General features: G+C 37.1%; 20 protein-coding genes and 1 pseudogene. 18 read left to right on the top strand and 3 right to left on the bottom strand.

Annotation, left to right across the window (positions count from 1 at the left end):
- The first annotated feature begins 41 nt into the window (after positions 1 to 41).
- The 17 genes and pseudogenes from DXB52_RS04815 to DXB52_RS04740 all read left to right on the top strand — a co-directional run bounded on the left by DXB52_RS04815 (position 42) and on the right by DXB52_RS04740 (position 11,731).
- Complete coding sequence (locus DXB52_RS04815) at positions 42 to 1,244, top strand: O-antigen ligase family protein (RefSeq protein WP_118106642.1); 1,203 nt, start codon at positions 42 to 44, stop codon at positions 1,242 to 1,244.
- On the top strand, positions 1,241 to 2,155 hold the full coding sequence (locus DXB52_RS04810) for a glycosyltransferase family 2 protein (protein ID WP_118106641.1): 915 nt from the start codon (positions 1,241 to 1,243) through the stop codon (positions 2,153 to 2,155). The genes DXB52_RS04815 and DXB52_RS04810 overlap by 4 nt, the downstream gene beginning before the upstream one ends.
- 13 nt (positions 2,156 to 2,168) lie before the next feature.
- Positions 2,169 to 2,333, top strand: a pseudogene (locus DXB52_RS16665) (4Fe-4S dicluster domain-containing protein); the annotation flags it as partial.
- A gap of 32 nt (positions 2,334 to 2,365) precedes the next feature.
- On the top strand, positions 2,366 to 2,938 hold the full coding sequence (locus DXB52_RS04800) for a Coenzyme F420 hydrogenase/dehydrogenase, beta subunit C-terminal domain (protein WP_472519957.1): 573 nt from the start codon (positions 2,366 to 2,368) through the stop codon (positions 2,936 to 2,938).
- Between the two features lie 5 nt (positions 2,939 to 2,943).
- Entirely contained in the window at positions 2,944 to 3,315 is a 372-nt protein-coding gene (locus DXB52_RS04795; RefSeq protein WP_118106638.1) for a Coenzyme F420 hydrogenase/dehydrogenase, beta subunit C-terminal domain, read from the top strand.
- Positions 3,316 to 3,344: 29 nt separating this feature from the next.
- Positions 3,345 to 4,424: a polysaccharide pyruvyl transferase family protein gene (locus DXB52_RS04790; protein ID WP_118106637.1), complete on the top strand. Its 1,080-nt coding sequence runs from the start codon at positions 3,345 to 3,347 to the stop codon at positions 4,422 to 4,424.
- Between the two features lie 198 nt (positions 4,425 to 4,622).
- On the top strand, positions 4,623 to 5,987 hold the full coding sequence (locus tag DXB52_RS04785) for a lipopolysaccharide biosynthesis protein (protein WP_472519956.1): 1,365 nt from the start codon (positions 4,623 to 4,625) through the stop codon (positions 5,985 to 5,987).
- A complete protein-coding gene (locus DXB52_RS04780) occupies positions 5,987 to 7,039 on the top strand; it encodes a Coenzyme F420 hydrogenase/dehydrogenase, beta subunit C-terminal domain (RefSeq protein ID WP_118106636.1) in 1,053 nt (350 codons plus the stop codon). The genes DXB52_RS04785 and DXB52_RS04780 overlap by 1 nt, the downstream gene beginning before the upstream one ends.
- A 16-nt stretch (positions 7,040 to 7,055) precedes the next feature.
- Entirely contained in the window at positions 7,056 to 8,108 is a 1,053-nt protein-coding gene (locus DXB52_RS04775; protein WP_118106635.1) for an acyltransferase family protein, read from the top strand.
- Positions 8,109 to 8,131: 23 nt separating this feature from the next.
- A complete protein-coding gene (locus DXB52_RS04770; protein WP_118106634.1) occupies positions 8,132 to 8,341 on the top strand; it encodes a 4Fe-4S dicluster domain-containing protein in 210 nt (69 codons plus the stop codon).
- Between the two features lie 81 nt (positions 8,342 to 8,422).
- Positions 8,423 to 8,656: a hypothetical protein gene (locus DXB52_RS04765; RefSeq protein WP_118106633.1), complete on the top strand. Its 234-nt coding sequence runs from the start codon at positions 8,423 to 8,425 to the stop codon at positions 8,654 to 8,656.
- Complete coding sequence (locus tag DXB52_RS16045; protein ID WP_147343351.1) at positions 8,653 to 8,832, top strand: hypothetical protein; 180 nt, start codon at positions 8,653 to 8,655, stop codon at positions 8,830 to 8,832. Before DXB52_RS04765 ends, DXB52_RS16045 begins: the two co-directional genes overlap by 4 nt.
- Positions 8,832 to 9,587, top strand: coding sequence for a hypothetical protein (locus DXB52_RS04760; RefSeq protein ID WP_118106632.1), 756 nt, complete (start codon positions 8,832 to 8,834; stop codon positions 9,585 to 9,587). The genes DXB52_RS16045 and DXB52_RS04760 overlap by 1 nt, the downstream gene beginning before the upstream one ends.
- 158 nt (positions 9,588 to 9,745) lie before the next feature.
- On the top strand, positions 9,746 to 9,988 hold the full coding sequence (locus tag DXB52_RS04755; protein WP_226861758.1) for a hypothetical protein: 243 nt from the start codon (positions 9,746 to 9,748) through the stop codon (positions 9,986 to 9,988).
- A gap of 136 nt (positions 9,989 to 10,124) precedes the next feature.
- Positions 10,125 to 10,508 (top strand): SMU1112c/YaeR family gloxylase I-like metalloprotein, encoded by a 384-nt coding sequence (gloA2, locus tag DXB52_RS04750; protein WP_118106645.1) that lies wholly within the window; start codon positions 10,125 to 10,127, stop codon positions 10,506 to 10,508.
- 2 nt (positions 10,509 to 10,510) lie between these two features.
- Positions 10,511 to 11,296, top strand: a complete 786-nt coding sequence (locus DXB52_RS16660) for a hypothetical protein (RefSeq protein WP_226861757.1) — start codon at positions 10,511 to 10,513, stop codon at positions 11,294 to 11,296.
- Between the two features lie 96 nt (positions 11,297 to 11,392).
- Positions 11,393 to 11,731 (top strand): hypothetical protein, encoded by a 339-nt coding sequence (locus tag DXB52_RS04740; RefSeq protein ID WP_118106631.1) that lies wholly within the window; start codon positions 11,393 to 11,395, stop codon positions 11,729 to 11,731.
- Positions 11,732 to 11,796: 65 nt separating this feature from the next.
- Here the strand turns inward: DXB52_RS04740 and DXB52_RS04735 are convergent, their stop codons facing one another.
- On the bottom strand, positions 11,797 to 11,988 hold the full coding sequence (locus DXB52_RS04735; RefSeq protein ID WP_118106630.1) for a DUF6219 family protein: 192 nt from the start codon (positions 11,986 to 11,988) through the stop codon (positions 11,797 to 11,799).
- A gap of 619 nt (positions 11,989 to 12,607) precedes the next feature.
- Between DXB52_RS04735 and DXB52_RS04730 the strand changes: the two genes are divergently transcribed.
- Entirely contained in the window at positions 12,608 to 13,030 is a 423-nt protein-coding gene (locus DXB52_RS04730; protein WP_270370011.1) for a PD-(D/E)XK nuclease family transposase, read from the top strand.
- A 376-nt stretch (positions 13,031 to 13,406) separates the two neighbouring features.
- Here the strand turns inward: DXB52_RS04730 and DXB52_RS04720 are convergent, their stop codons facing one another.
- Both DXB52_RS04720 and DXB52_RS04715 read right to left on the bottom strand, forming a co-directional pair.
- Positions 13,407 to 14,009: a VOC family protein gene (locus DXB52_RS04720; RefSeq protein WP_117579400.1), complete on the bottom strand. Its 603-nt coding sequence runs from the start codon at positions 14,007 to 14,009 to the stop codon at positions 13,407 to 13,409.
- Positions 14,010 to 14,170: 161 nt separating this feature from the next.
- Positions 14,171 to 15,442: a sensor histidine kinase gene (locus DXB52_RS04715; RefSeq protein WP_118106629.1), complete on the bottom strand. Its 1,272-nt coding sequence runs from the start codon at positions 15,440 to 15,442 to the stop codon at positions 14,171 to 14,173.
- Positions 15,443 to 15,585: the final 143 nt, after the last annotated feature.

Genomic DNA, 15,585 nt, shown 5'->3' with positions numbered 1-15,585 from the left:
ACATTGGAGTATCTAAAAAGTAATATTTAGGAGAATATAAAGTGAGTTGGAAAGTTTCACCTAAAAAGGTAATGGTTACATTGTTACTGATAATGATAACAGTATATCATTCAATGACAATGTTGTATTATATAAGTGGTATGGATTCAAGTTTCCTAGAGAAGAGGTATATTATAGGCACAGCAACAATGATCTTGGCAATATTTATTATTGCCGTATTCAAGTTGCATAGATACCTAAAAATGCCATTAGGTCTTGGCGTTGTTTTATTATTACTTTTTGTTTTCCCTATAATAACTGCAAGAATGAATTATCAGGAAATATATCATACTCTAATATCTCAAACATTGATGTGGATTCCGATTTGCGCTGCAAGCTATTATTCGGTATTGTACTATGGTGAATTTCCAGTTAGTAAGAAGATGCTGTATTTTTTGTATGCAATTCTTATAGGATTATCATTTCCCCTGATTGCTATACATCTGTCTGGTGCAGGTCTAAATGGGTCAGTAATTTTTTCTACCTATCTAGTATTGACAATTGTACCGTTACTTTTACAGGCAACAGAGTATAAAAGTCGCTATTTACCTATTCTTTGTTCATTGATTGTTATTGCCGCAACAACCAAACGAACAGGAATGTTGGCGGCCAGTATCGGATTTGCAGTCTTTTATTTAACGGATGGTAAATCGAAGAAACCTATTAAAAAGAGATTGGAGCGAATTGTTAAAATTACCATCTTGGGATTGATTGTTATAGCGTTTCTCGTACTTGTATTGAGTAGGTTTGGAATTGATGTTTTAGGCAGATTTAGTGAATTGAGTTCAGACGGTGGATCTGGACGAAATATTGTTTGGGCAAAGGTACTTGCAAGTTTTTCAAATAGCGATTTAAAGAGAAAAATATTTGGACACGGTATTAATTCAGTTTTTCAAACGGTTACCATATATAGTGATGTTAGAATTAAGGCACATAATGATTTTATAGAGACTTTACATGATTATGGATATTTTGGTCTATTTCTGTTAATAGCATTTATCGCAATGCTCTTTAAAGAATGGTACTATCAGTTTAGAGAGCATACGGAACAGCTTGCAATATATTCATTTTCAATGATAGTTACAATCTTTTTTGCAACTTTCAGCTATTTCTTTATTGAGTCAACAGTTATTAATTATATGGCTGTGTATTGGGGAATAGTATTTGCAAAAAGAAAGTTGCACAGGGAGGGATTGGAAGAATGACGGAAAATGATAAAAATTTGATAAGCGTTATTATTCCATTATATAATGCAGAAAAATATCTAAAAAATTGCATAACGAGTGTTGTAGGACAAACTTATAGAAATCTTGAAATTATTCTTGTAGATGATGGATCAAACGATAATTCTTTAAGCATTTGTGAAAAATTTGCCTTACAAGATAACCGAATAAAAGTCTTTCATCAGAATAATGGCGGCGTGGCATCAGCGAGAAATAAGGGACTATCTGAGGCATCAGGAGAATTCATAGCTTGGGTAGATAGCGATGATTCAATTGAGCCGGAGTATATAGAAAAATTGTATGACGCTGTAAAGGAATATAATGCTGATATCTCAATTGCATTGAAACAATACAAAAAACAAATAAAATACATACATAGTAGAGAGAAAATTGTTCAAGAGTACTTGATGGGCAACCTCACAGCTTATTTGTGGAGCACTTTGGTAAAAAGAGCACTTTATAATGAGTTGAGATTTGAACAGCTTAAAATAGGTGAGGATGCCCTTATGCTTTGCCGGTTATATTGCAGAGCAGAAAAACTTGTTGTATTTCAAAGCAATGGATATCATTATCTCGAAAGAATTGATTCGGCATCGTCTAAAAGATCTTTTTCCATTTTGAAGATGTGGCTTTGGGGCGTAAAAGAACAAAGTAAAATCGTTGAAGATAACTGTCCATCTTGCTTGGTTTATATGAATTATAAAAAGACAATATATGCACTGTCATTTCTGATTTGGACAAAAGGACTGCAGGATGTAGGAGTAACATTATTCAGAAAAGAATTATGGGATATGTTTCATGATAGTATACATAAACTGCCAATATTTCATATATCCTTAAGACAATATAAAAGGGTGATTGATTTATATTTGGAGGCAAGAACAGTACGTTAAAGAGGAAAATAATATGGTGACTGTATGTGAAAAAGACCAGTGTGCAGGATGCATGGCTTGTTTGGAAGTTTGCTCAAAAAATGCAATTAATATTAAAGATTCCATAAAATCATATAATGCTATTATTGATGAAAAACGGTGTATTAATTGTAATGCGTGCAGAAACGTTTGTCAGGTTAACAATAATGTAGATGTGTCGAAACCTATAATATGGAAGCAGGGATGGGCATCAGATGTAAATATAAGAAAAAAAAGTTCTTCAGGTGGAGCAGCTGCGGCTATCGCAAGAAGTTTTGTGGAAATGGAGGCATTCTCTGCAGCTGTTGTTTTTCACAAGGTGAATTTGTGTTTGACTTTGAGGATGACATAAACAAACTTGCAAGATTTTCAGGCTCAAAGTATGTGAAAAGCAATCCTAAAGGAATTTATAAAAAAATTAAGCAATTATTGCAGTCAGGTAAAAAAATTTTATTTATTGGATTACCATGTCAAGTAGCAGCGGTCAAGAGATTTGTAGGTAAACGATATGAAGAGAAGTTATACACGATTGATTTAATTTGTCATGGCTCTCCGTCACCTATGTTGCTTGAACGCTTTTTGAATGAAAAGGGATATAATATTAAGCAAATTGGAAATATAGAATTCAGAAGTAAAACTAATTTTGCATTAAAAGGAAAAAGGATAAGGCTTGAACCTGTCGGTGTACAAGATTTATATACGTATGCTTTTTTAACCTGCATGGATTACACGGATAATGCTATCGCTGCAAGTATGCTAGATTAGAAAGAGTGTCAGATATTAGTATTGGTGATTCTTGGGGAAGTGACATCAAGGAAGAAGAAAAAAAAGGAATCTCGTTAGTTCTTTGTCAGACAGAAAAAGGAATGGATTTATTGGAACAGTCTAAAATGACTTTGGAGGCCGTTGATTTAGAAAGTGCTGTAGCATCAAATCATCAATTAAAACATCCATCGAAGCCAGCTGTTAAGAGAGATAAATTTATTACTTTACTGCAGAAGGGCAAAAGGTTTGATTTGAGTTTTTTCATGTGTCATCCCAAAGTTGTGGTATTAAAACAGCTTGACAGAATAAATAGTCATTTGAAAAATGGGGGGGGGTACGAAGGCATAAGCTATAGTATCTCAATCGTTGAAAAGTAATATTTTTTAGAAATAGGATGGGGTGACCAATGAAGAAGATAGCTATCGTAACATTGAGTGATTTTAATAATTATGGAAATAGGTTACAGAATTATGCATTAGAGAGAATTATTACGAGTCAAGGATATGATGTTGTTTCATTGGTTGATTTCCGACCTAATCTCCTTAAAACTTCGGTTAAGACGATTATAAAGAAAGATGGCATCAAATTCACAGATAGGATGAAAAAGATACGAAGGCTAAAAAATTTTCTAGACTTTGACAAAAAGTATGTAAATACATTTCCTGTCAATGCAGGAGAATTTAGTAGCGTATCTGATGATGAGTATCATTGCTTTATAGTTGGAAGTGATCAGGTATGGAATCCAGATTGGGCAAAATATACTTATGACAGAATGTTTTTAAGATTTTGTTCTCCGACTAAACGTATTTCATATGCTGCGAGCTTTGGAGTTGATAAAATTCCAGAAAAATGGGTTGATAAATATAAAGCTGGACTTATAGATTTTAAGGCACTTTCAGTCAGAGAAGATAAGGCTGTTGATATTGTTAAAAATACTATCGGAATCACTTGTCATAAAGTACTTGATCCAACAATGCTACTGGAAAGAGCAGAATGGGATAAAATTAAAAAAATGCCAACAAAAATAAATGGGAAGAACTATATTTTAACTTATTTTTTGGGCGGAAGAACGCGAGAAGTAGAAAAAGTAATATATCGATATGCTAAATTGACAGATAGCGCAGTAATAAACTTGCAAGATTATAATACGCCTTACTATACAGTAGGGCCAGATGAATTTGTTGGTCTTATTAGCAAAGCCAAGATGGTTTTGACAGATTCTTTTCATGCTACTGTTTTTTCAATAATATATGAAAAGCCATTTGTTGTGTACGACAGACATGGAAGCGGCAAAAAGATGGGCTCAAGGCTCTCTTCGTTACTGGAGATGTGTGGCTTAAATGATCGAAGAGCTTCTGCATTGGATGAAAAGATGTTGTTACAAGTTGATTATACAAATGCTAGATTAGCAATTCAGAAAGAAAAAGTCCACAGCCTAAAATATTTGAATGAAGCGATTCAAAGCTGTGGGGATAGCGTGGGTTAATATGAAGATAGAGAGAACAAAAAATGCAAGTAGAAATATTCTATTTGGAATAATTTTGAAAATTTATCAAATTGCAGTTCCGTTTTTGATGCGTACTGCCATGATATATTTCATGGGGGTTCAATATCTTGGACTAAATAGCTTGTTTACATCAGTGTTGCAAGTTTTGAATTTGGCAGAACTAGGAGTGGATCTGCTATGGTTTACAGCATGTATAAGCCCATAGCAGAAGATGATACAAAAAAAATTTGTGCATTGATGAAACTTTATAGGTTATATTATAGAGTAATTGGCTTTGTTATTGGTGGCGTAGGTCTTGTTTTAACTCCGTTTGTTCCAAAGCTAATAAGTGGTGACGTTCCAAGTGGTTTGAATATTTATATTCTATATTTGATGAATTTAGCTGCAACAGTGCTTTCGTATTGGCTATTTGCTTACAAAAATAGTCTCCTTCAAGCGCATCAGAGAGTAGATGTTGTTAGCAAAATAACACTTGTTACAAATACGTTTCAGTATGCGATTCAGATATTGATTTTAGTACTTTCTCATAATTATTATTATTATGTTCTTGCTATATTGGCAACCCAAATAATAACAAATATTTCCACAGCGATTGTTGTAGATAAAATGTATCCAAGATACAATCCTGAAGGAAATCTGGATAAAGATGAAATCCAACAGATTAATCACAAGATAAGAGATTTATTTACATCAAAAATTGGATTCGTAGTTGTCGACTCGGCTGATACAATTGTCATCTCAGCGTTTCTTGGGTTGACAGCATTAGCAATATATCAAAATTATTTTTACATTTTGAGCTCTGTTATGGAATTTATAGCTGTTGTTTTTACCTCGTGTACAGCTGGAATCGGAAACAGTATTATTGTGGAAACCGCAGAGAAAAACTACAATGATCTAAAAAAATTTACTTTTTTAATTTCATGGATATCCGGAATGTGCCTTTGTTGTTTCCTTAATCTATATCAACCGTTTATGGAGTTATGGGTTGGCAAAGATTTAATGCTTAGCATGGGCGCGGTAGTATGTTTTTGCGTTTACTTCTATATCCAGGAGATAAATAAACTCTTTAATACCTATAAAGATGCTTCTGGAATTTGGCATGAAGATAGATTCCGCCCACTTGTTGTCGCACTGACAAACCTTTGTCTCAATCTTCTTATGGTTAACTTTTGGGGGATTTATGGTATTCTTCTTTCAACTGTGTTTGCAACCTTGTTTGTAGGTATGCCATGGCTCTTACATAATCTTTTTACTACGGTATTTGATAAAAAGTATTTAAGCGGATTTTTAATAAACTTAGGCCGATATGTTGCTGGAGTAGCATTGGTAGGTGTGATTACGTATTTAATTTGCAATCGCATATCTTTTTCAAATCTTTGGCTAACATTGGTAATAAGAGGACTCATAAGCTGTTTGATTCCAAATGCTGTGTTTTGGGGTTTATATCACCGCTTGAGAGAGTTCAAAGAGTGTGTGAAGCTGGTTGATAAGATGACAAAAAGGAAATTTAGGTTAAGCGGCCTAATTTTAGGAGAAAAGTGATGTCAAATAAGATTTTAAATACATATGCGGCATATGCGTTTGATGATTTGATTCGTAAACAAAGTTCATCGGGAGCGATATTTTCATTGATCGCAGAAAAAATATTGTCCCTCAGTGGAATTGTATATGGAGTTACGATGACCGATGACTGCAAAGGGGCAGAATTTGTTCGTGTTGATAATATCGAGCAGTTACACCTATTACGTGGCTCTAAGTATATTCAAGCTAAGGTTGGTCAAGCCTATAAGTCTGTCAAAAACGATTTGAATAGTGGAAGAATTGTATTATTTTCTGGTACAGGATGTCAGAATAACGGTCTAAAAAAATACCTTGGAAAAGACTATGAGAATCTATATTGCATCGATATGGTATGTCACGGTGTTCCATCTCCAAAATTGTGGAGACATTATCTTGAACATATAGAGACTATAAATAATGCAAAAATTATTGGCGTGAATTTTCGATGTAAGGATCAAGGATGGAAGAATTTTGGAATGGAAGAAATTCAGCACGACAAAAAGAAAGTATATATTCCTAGTAGTCAAGATTCTTTCATGAGAATGTTTTTGCGAAATTATTGTTTAAGACCTTCTTGTTACGAGTGTGAAGCAAAACTGGTAAGATGTGCGGATTTGACTCTAGCAGATTTCTGGGGAATAAATTTTGTTGCACCAGAAATGAATGATAATAAAGGTGTGTCACTTGTAATTATCAGAAGCCAGAGAGGACAAAGTTTGTTTGATACTATTCAAGAAAAGCTATGTTATAAAAAGGTGGATTATAATGCAGCAATTAAATATAATCCATCGGAAATAACTTCGGCCCCAAGACCAAAAGAGCGTAATAAGTTCTTTTCAGATCTTGAAAAGAAAGAATTTATTAAAATGGAAAAAAAGTATGCAGCAGACGCAAAAATACCACTAAAACAAAAAGTGAAAAACATATTAAGAAACGCATTATTGCGTAAAAATAACGGGGGGGGGTACAGTAATGTAAAAAATGTCTCCGGTTATGGGATGCTTTTCACATTTGACATGATTGACAAGAAATAAAGGGAGAAATACAATCTTGAGAGCAGAGCAGAGCAGAGCAGAGCAGAGCAGAGCAGAGCAGAGCAGAGCAATTGATGTCGTAAAGTTTTTAATGGCAATATGTGTCGTTGCTATTCATACACAGCCGCTGCAAAGTGTAGATGGAATTGGGAAAAATTTATATGAAACGACTGTGGCATTATCCGTTCCATTCTTTTTTATGTCGACAGGATACCTGGTATTTGGAAAATTAATTTTGCCATATGACTGTGAATATAACAAGAAAAAGGCAAAAAAACAAATACTGAAAATGTTAAGGGCTTATTTTATTTGGAGTATACTATACCTTCCTCTTGCGTTCTACGGCTTTTTCTCTGTTGATAAATATGGTATATTCAAATCCGGTATTTTATATATTAGAAATATTTTGTTCCAAGGACAAAACTATTTTTCTTATCCGCTTTGGTATTTGCTGGCAGCTATATATGCATCTATTGTATTTTATTTCCTTATCAGAAATGGATTTCAGACATCTAGGGTTATTTGGGCTATTAGTATTTCCTTTATAATATCGAAAGGCACTGATTATCTGGTCATTAATCAGAATTCTTTTCACGGGTTCAGTAGATTGCTTGCAGTGTGTTTAGCAAAAACCTTTTCTGAAGGAAGAGTGTTTTCTGGAATATATCTAATGCTTATAGGAGCATTAATACAGAAGTATAGCAAGTGGATTAATAATGCTATGGTCAGATATTCGTGCATTATATTTGTGACTCTTTTTATATTTGATGTTTTTATTGACAATGTATTTTTGCGACTTAGCGTTTGTGTGGCTTTTTTTATCTTTGTTCAGAATCTTAAAGTTAAAAAAGTGACTGATGCACAGAGTCATTTTTTAAGACGAATGAGTACAGTCGTCTTTTATGCACATATGATAATTTTTTTCCTCTGGGGTTTAATTGATGGGAAAGAACCATCATATGGATTTACAGGATTTATAGCAAGTTTAGTTGGAACTGTTGTATTGGCGGTGATTATTAGTGCCAATAGAATAAAGAATAGTCGTTTAGTTAGAGAGTTGTTTGGCTAACAGTAAAGGTGAAGATGAGAAAAATGGAAAAAGAATTACCAGTACTATATAAAAGAAAAGAAGAATGCTGTGGATGTACAGCTTGTTATGCCATCTGTCCGAAAGAAGCTATTTCTATGGTAGAGGACGGAGAGGGATTTGAATATCCACAGATTGATGAAAGTAAGTGCGTGCGGTGCTATCAGTGTTTGAAAGTCTGTCCATTCAAGGTAGCGAAAGCTAGTGGAATGTGATATACTGGGAGCGGTAGCTCCCTACGCTGCTCGAATAATATCACACACCTCTCCGTGGTGGGCAGCAGGCAACGATCTATTATGATCGGCGAAGATGTGATAGATTTTTATGTTAAATTGAAAGAAGATGAACATATGTTATCACCAGAGTTGAAAAAACTTTTAAATGACCTCCGGGCAGGAGAATCAAATATAAGAATTGATCGAGAAAAAATCCAAGCTGAACTTGAGACTCTCGATAATACACCCGTATTTCTGAAGCATAGCCTTTCGATGTCAACGAGAGTGTGCCCTACTTGTGGGAGGGAGTTATGATGGATTATAGAGAATTAAGAAAACTAAAAGCTCAGCTAATAGAAAAAGAAAATAAAACAGAGGACGAACTTCATTTATTGATGGAACTTCAGTCGTTAAGTAAAGTAATTGATACAATCGAATTCTCCTTACAGATGTCGGGAGATGTGTGTAAAACCTGTGGGAGACCGTTATAATGGAAGGACATTTTCTTGTATGTGAAAATGAAGAAGAGGAATTTGATATCAGTTTCCAAGTTAATTCAACTATGGATAGTGTTATTCCAAAGGATCAACAAGAGCTGTATGTAAAAGCAGAATCTGCCTGCAATATCATTAAAGCATTAGAAAATACGGATAAACAAACTAAGAAAAAGTATTTTGATAAGCTACTTTCCTTGTCTCAGGTTGGACTTGTGGCAAATCCGGCACAGACAGAAACAGCAGAATTTGCATTAATGAAGTTGAAAGATGAAATAGTTCTTGTAGAAGGAAAACGTATCAAGAACCACTATATGAAATATTTAGGGATAGATGCCTTAATTATTGGAGCAATAGCAAGTGTAGTGCTAGGAATATGTTTCTATTTTACAAGATGGATAGGATGTATTTCAGTATTATGTATTATAATTGGTGCCTTAACAGGAACATGGGTTTCATTTGGTGCAAGAAAATTTGAAATAGAATTTGAGGATCTTGCTTCATTGGAAAAAGACAAAATGACGCCAGTTATCCGTCTGATTTATATTGCAGTTGCTTCGTTGATTTTTGCACTATTAATGAATGTTGGTCTTATAGATGTAAAAATTGGAAATGTAGATATTTCCAAGGCTTTTACAGATATCAAGCCTGCACTTGTAATTGGCGTTTTATGCGGTTTGGTTGAAAGTAAGATTGGAATACAGGTCTACAATAAGGCGGTTTCCCTGTTGGTAGATGATAGTGAACAATAATAGTATATTGCCCTCATTCTAACACAGTGCTATACTTAAACAACTATAAAAGGAAAGAGGTTATCACCATACCCAGAATGAAAGGCAGCAAAAACCGTCCTAAAACCAATATCACCAAAGGCTACGCAACCTAGATTGCGGAGAAGCAGGAGACTATTGTGTCTCTGAATATTGAGATTGCATCCATCCAGAAAGCGATTGAAGAGCAGAAGAACACATTGAAAGAGAAGAAGACTGCTCTGAAGAAGGCCGAAAAAGAAGTGGCATCTCTGGAAGCGAAGAAGGTAAAGGCAGATGCTAAGGCTGCTGAAGAAGCTAAGAAGACCGAAGCGGAGGCTGTGCTGAAGAAGCTGCTGGCAAGCGGTATGAGTGCGGACGAGATTCTGGAAAAGCTGAAATAAAATAACCCAAGAAAAAATGAATGCCGTGTGGACAAACTGAACTCCAGGAGTTCACACGGTAATTTTTGAAGGCCGCTATATAGTTTATAACGAAAATAAGAATTGAATAGAAATAAAAGGAATGGAGCGTGAGAAAATGAATTTATCAAAAATACATCATATTGCAATCATCGTATCTGACTACGAAGCTGCTAAGGATTTCTATGTGAACAAACTGGGATTCTCTGTTATCAGAGAGAACTACCGTCCAGAGCGTAAGGACTGGAAGCTGGATCTTCGTGTCAATGAGCACACAGAACTGGAGATTTTTGCTGAGGAAAATCCGCCGAAGCGTGTGAATCGCCCGGAGGCCTGTGGTCTACGTCACCTTGCGTTTTGCGTTGATAGCGTGGAACAGACGGTGAATGAGCTGGCGGAGGTAGGGATTGAATGTGAGCCAATCCGCGTGGATGATTACACCGGCAAGAAGATGACTTTCTTCCACGACCCGGATGGACTGCCGCTGGAGCTGCACGAATAATCATGGGAGAGAAAAGAGCATATAAAGCCAGAAAGCCTGGTGGAGGCAGGAAGAAGCTGAAGCCGGAGTACGATGCCGGGAAAAATCTGAAAGAGCAGATGGAAAGTGCAGTGGCGCTTTATGAGGAAGACTGCTCCCTCCAATCCATCGCTGATGCTCTAGCTCTAAACCCCATCAAGGTACGGAAGCTGCTCATCACGGCAGGTGTGTATGAATCGGAAGTGGCGGAGAAGGTACAGGATACTTTTGAAGAATATAGAGAAACACAAGACTACAAAACCTCCATACTCTCAACGGCAAACACCCTTGACCTTTCCAAAGCTTCCGTCACCTCGTACCTACCATATCAGAAAGGTGTGTACTTCCCAAGTACAGAGAAAGAAAAGATCAGTGTTGGGGCAGAGCGGCAGCGGAGATATAGAACAATGAAGCGGTGGAGGGCTGATCCGACAGAAGAAAACTTCTGGGGTGTGGTTCTGACCTATGCTGGAGTGAAATTCAAAACCTACTCTGGCTTACCATTCTCTTACGAAATTAAAAAAGGCAGGAATGGCGAGTATACAAAAGAACTGTGGATCGACCGCCGAGAGAAGAGTAAAAGCCTGGCGTGGAGTTCTATAATTTTGGCACTGGGAAATATAAAAGGGGAGGTAGTAGACCGCCCGAAAGCTTTGGGCGATATCCGGGGAGTGACCTACATATACGGAATGTTCTATCGGTTCGGACTGATCGATGTGCCGGACAAGGTAAAGGAGAAGATGGGTCGTCCCAAAGACCGCAAAAAATAGGTTGCTATGTACAGAAGTGTGCGGTAATATGTGCCGTAACTGAGGATGTGAATCTCAGTTGGGAAGGATGGTAGCATTATAGAAAAATTGAAGGAAATGCTGGAGAAGTACATTAATAAAACGGAGCCGGAGTATTATCCGCCGGTGGAGAACCTGCTGGATCTGATCTACGAGCATTACACGGAGAATAATCCAGTAGAGAAAAACACAGTTGCCGGGAAAGCAGCAAAGGCCAAGGAAAAGGAACTGGAAGAGTGGCTGTGTGGCTTGGATGGTATGGATAGGCTGGTAGATGACTACGTCGGAGATAAGATTCCGCTCTGGGAAAAGATCATGGACCGACAGGGAACGGTGTGTTGTGCATGGGAAAAGACCGCTTTTGAGGAAGGCCTGAAAGTCAGAATTCGGCTCATGATGGAAGTGTATAGTTTATGACGGAAATAAAGTGAACTCATGGAGTTCAAAAAAGCCCTCGCTTGTTATGGCGAGGGCGTGTGTTTTTATTTTTCAGGCTTTTCAGCTTTTTTCTTCTTCGGTGCAATTTTGTGGCCTGAGTAGATTGCCATGCCCATGCAGACCAGAGAGCCACAAGCAAAATACTTGTGAGCCTGCGTCAGTTTCTTGCAGCCCGTGTAGAAGCATCCTGCCATGCAGCCAAGTGCGCCGAGTGACCAATATTTATGTGCTTTCATTTTGTGTGTCCTCCTCATTATCTGTGGTTATTATCCGCCCCATCTCATCGATGGAGTCCGAACTACCAGTTTTTCTTAATAGTCTAACAATTATAGACAGCATTAATACAGGACAACTGTATGTGCTGTTAGACGATGAGAAAGTTGCAGCGTGTGTCATAGCAAACGATGAAAAAGTCGATGGCTATTCAGATGCGCCGTGGCAGATTGATTCGGATGAGTGAAAATTGGATCTACTGTAAGCAGAGAAATATGCTATATGGAGCAGCTATTTTGAGATTGCAAAAAATATCAGAGCATAAAAAATTCAGCTTGCAATAATAGAATTCTCATGTTAATCTAATACCACGCAGTTATCATTCTGATGAACTGCAAAAAGATCTATGAACCAAATCGGTAATTATTCAATAAGCTCAGAATTCCGGGCAGATAATCCGATGACAAACCCAAAAGATGAATATTGTTTGAAGATTATGTGATTGAGGAAGTTTGTTTTTTCAAATATCTGATTTTAAGGGATAGTTACTTCCATAGAAAACTATCTTGTGTTAAGATAAATATAACTTTAGAATTCTTTTCTTCAGGCAATCATTCATCCCACAGAAGAGAGGAGAATTCTATGAAAGAAATGCATATCTTAGAATTGTCAAAACTTCCGCCGGAAGAGAAAAATGAGACAAGCCTGTTGCAGTGGATGCGCTTTCTTGGAGGAAAAACCAGAAAGGATTTTGAAAAAATGGCAAAGAAAAATTCTGAATTGGAAGAAGCATATGACGTATTGGATAAATTAAGCGCAGATGAAAAGAAGAGGTTAGAATACGAGACAAGACAAAGAGCAATCAGAGATTACAATATAGGAATGTTAACCGCAGAAAGACGAGGAATTGAGAATGGACGTAAGATTGGGATAGAAGAAGGAAGAGCAGAAATCAATCAATTAATTCTAGAACTGTCAAAACTTGGACGTACAGAAGACATTACAAAAGCGGCGGCTGACAAAGAATATCAGAGAAAACTATTGAAAGAGTTTGGTTTACATTAAACAATTATGAAGTCGGAGAGCTTTTTAAGAAGCATGAATATCTGATGGAAAGCCCTGCGCTGAATGCAGAAGAAAAAAAGAAGTTTGGTGACATTCGGTATGTACGAGCGGGGAAGATCGAAGTAATGCGTTCGCTTCAAAAAACTTGCTGTTATTACTGGCTGTCTGAAAATTGCAAAGGAAAGCATTTTCGCAGGTACAAACAATTTTTCGAGACAGAAGTTTCTAAGTGGTTTGAGGATAGTTCTAAAAAATGGAATAGAACGGAATTTATAAAAAGCGTTGCCTGGTAAAGAAAAAATAATAAGATAAACAAAAAACAGGAGTCGCTGCGTACAACACGGGTAACGCAAACCGACTCCTGTTCCATTTTCACTTAATCACCGATATCAGTATGTCCCTGCTCGAACTCCCATTGGAGACCGTATTTGTCAATAAAGTAGAAATAGCGCACTTCACTGAGGATTTTAGCTGTCTGCTGTTTCCTTTCATCCATTTCTTTCATATCCTGATCGAAGAAATGAACTTCATCCGGATAGGTCTCGCTGATCTGGAATACTTGATAATCGTCAGTCTCATTGATCAGTCGTGTATCCGGCATGGATTTAATATGTAAAAATGCTTCGTCGATGTTCGTGATTTTCAGTGCTACATGACGTGCGCCGCTGACATCGTTGGCAGCGAAGAAGACAGGTTCTTTTCGTCCTTCCGGTGAATGGTACTGCATGAGTTCCAGTGTCAGTTTTGTGCCCGGTACATTTACAAAAGCGATAGAGACATTGCCGTCGGCAGCTTCTTTGACAAATCCGCCGGCTTTAAAGAAACCTTCGTTTCTCCAGTGGGACAGGTAATGATCCGGTACAACGCCCAACAGTTTCTGGTAATAGTCAACCGCCTCCATCATATCATCCACGAAAATACATACATGGGATAATCCGGCGAATTTTGGCATAGCAGCCTGTACATTTGAGTTCATCATTTAAATCAGATCCTTTCTTCATAAATTTGGGTCACAATGATTAACGATCCAAAGAATGTTTTATTATGTGTAAGTATAAAAGAAAAATGCAGAAAAAACGTGTTCCTTTCGTGAAACCATGTTTTTTCTGCGTGAAATAGTGATCTGATTTTCTGCAAAGATCAGCAGTTAAGGATGACGCATGCTGTCAAAATACCGTCTTCCATCTGATAACGGATATTTCCATCGTATTTATCAATAGCCATCAGGATACTTTCTATCCCGGTTCCTTTTGGCTTGATGATATCATTTTCGATCACAAGGTCCGTTTTACAAGGGTTACTGCACACGATCACAAGTTTCTCCTTTTTCATACGGAGATTTACTGTGATCTCATCCCGGGAACCGCATTCGATACATCCGTTTACTGCATTTTCCAGAAGATTTGAAAGAATCGCAACAAAATCCATATCTGCAATTGTTATATGCTCCGGTGTGTCGGCAGTTATAGAGATCGCAATTCCTTCTTTCTGTGCTTGATTATAAAAATTGTTTAAAATGGCATTGACTGTAATATGTGGGCAAAAATCAATCTGACTTGCCGCATCCAGGCTTTGGATAAATTCTTCTATATAATGTATCGCTTCTTGTGGCTTCTGTTGTTTCAGAAGCAGGTCAATGTTTTGCATGTGATGTCGAAAATCATGGCGCATGGCTTTGGCGGTTGATGCATGTTCTTTGGCCATGGCAAGCTGTCCTTGCAGGTATTGTACATTTTGAGTGATCAGTTCCATCTTCACTTCGGCATTCATGTGTTGGATCGTGCCAAATACAATCCACAGTACTGCACAATAAATCATCATGGTTGTGATAAACAGGATCATCTGTTCGGCGGTATGACCATCACGCATGAGGAAGTTGATAAGCGTTGCAAACACGGTTAAAAACAGAAAGGACACGAGGGAAATAGAGTACCAGGTCCGTTTTCTGTCTCCGGGCACTGTACGCATATAAGGACGCGCAAACCACAGATACAGCAGGACTGCAGGAACATTCAACAGTATTCGCACCAAGCTTCGTATGTACATCTGTTTTACAATGGATAAATCCGGAAATAATCCATCACAGATTAAAATAGAAAGGCAAATGATGATGCAGAACAAATTTGCATAAGTAACGATCAAAAATATTTTTTTGCTGAAACTATCAGATGAAGTATATAGGAAAAGTAGAATTGCTGGCAGGATGGTTCCGACAAATGAAAATGGAATCACATACGGAGAGTCTTTGCCAAGCAGGGAATATGCAAGTATGGCCCATACAGTGAAGAATATAGCGTAAAGTCCATAGAGCAGAACCGTTTTTTTGATCGGATATTTTCGTTCTGTCATAGAAGCAAACCAGATGATATGTGCTACAACAGTGAGTATTGAGGTAACAGCCAGATGATTCATTGTATCATTACATCTCCTTCAGAGTGATCGAACTGCTGCTGAGTTCGGAATTGATAATTTGAGTATACCGTATCGTCAAGGGGATGTCCACTTTATTATTTTTCTAAAAATGATTGGAAGAGTCAGATTTATAGTGTATGATA

The organism is Ruminococcus sp. OM04-4AA, assembly GCF_003462585.1.
In the GTDB taxonomy this organism is placed as follows: domain Bacteria; phylum Bacillota; class Clostridia; order Lachnospirales; family Lachnospiraceae; genus Mediterraneibacter; species Mediterraneibacter faecis.
The sequence above is the reverse complement of the archived record's forward strand: the minus strand, read 5'-3'. Positions and strand labels throughout refer to the sequence as shown.

What these genes read in the sequence shown, in the direction of transcription:
- DXB52_RS04810 (WP_118106641.1), top strand. Translation starts at nt 1,241, where the DNA reads ATGACGGAAAATGATAAAAATTTGATAAGCGTTATTATTCCATTATAT.
- DXB52_RS04800 (WP_472519957.1), top strand. Translation starts at nt 2,366, where the DNA reads ATGGAAGCAGGGATGGGCATCAGATGTAAATATAAGAAAAAAAAGTTC.
- DXB52_RS04790 (WP_118106637.1), top strand. Translation starts at nt 3,345, where the DNA reads ATGAAGAAGATAGCTATCGTAACATTGAGTGATTTTAATAATTATGGA.
- DXB52_RS04785 (WP_472519956.1), top strand. Translation starts at nt 4,623, where the DNA reads ATGGTTTACAGCATGTATAAGCCCATAGCAGAAGATGATACAAAAAAA.
- DXB52_RS04780 (WP_118106636.1), top strand. Translation starts at nt 5,987, where the DNA reads ATGTCAAATAAGATTTTAAATACATATGCGGCATATGCGTTTGATGAT.
- DXB52_RS04770 (WP_118106634.1), top strand. Translation starts at nt 8,132, where the DNA reads ATGGAAAAAGAATTACCAGTACTATATAAAAGAAAAGAAGAATGCTGT.
- DXB52_RS04765 (WP_118106633.1), top strand. Translation starts at nt 8,423, where the DNA reads ATGATCGGCGAAGATGTGATAGATTTTTATGTTAAATTGAAAGAAGAT.
- DXB52_RS16045 (WP_147343351.1), top strand. Translation starts at nt 8,653, where the DNA reads ATGATGGATTATAGAGAATTAAGAAAACTAAAAGCTCAGCTAATAGAA.
- DXB52_RS04760 (WP_118106632.1), top strand. Translation starts at nt 8,832, where the DNA reads ATGGAAGGACATTTTCTTGTATGTGAAAATGAAGAAGAGGAATTTGAT.
- gloA2 (WP_118106645.1), top strand. Translation starts at nt 10,125, where the DNA reads ATGAATTTATCAAAAATACATCATATTGCAATCATCGTATCTGACTAC.
- DXB52_RS16660 (WP_226861757.1), top strand. Translation starts at nt 10,511, where the DNA reads ATGGGAGAGAAAAGAGCATATAAAGCCAGAAAGCCTGGTGGAGGCAGG.
- DXB52_RS04740 (WP_118106631.1), top strand. Translation starts at nt 11,393, where the DNA reads ATGCTGGAGAAGTACATTAATAAAACGGAGCCGGAGTATTATCCGCCG.
- DXB52_RS04735 (WP_118106630.1), bottom strand. Translation starts at nt 11,988, where the DNA reads ATGAAAGCACATAAATATTGGTCACTCGGCGCACTTGGCTGCATGGCA.
- DXB52_RS04730 (WP_270370011.1), top strand. Translation starts at nt 12,608, where the DNA reads ATGAAAGAAATGCATATCTTAGAATTGTCAAAACTTCCGCCGGAAGAG.
- DXB52_RS04720 (WP_117579400.1), bottom strand. Translation starts at nt 14,009, where the DNA reads ATGATGAACTCAAATGTACAGGCTGCTATGCCAAAATTCGCCGGATTA.
- DXB52_RS04715 (WP_118106629.1), bottom strand. Translation starts at nt 15,442, where the DNA reads ATGAATCATCTGGCTGTTACCTCAATACTCACTGTTGTAGCACATATC.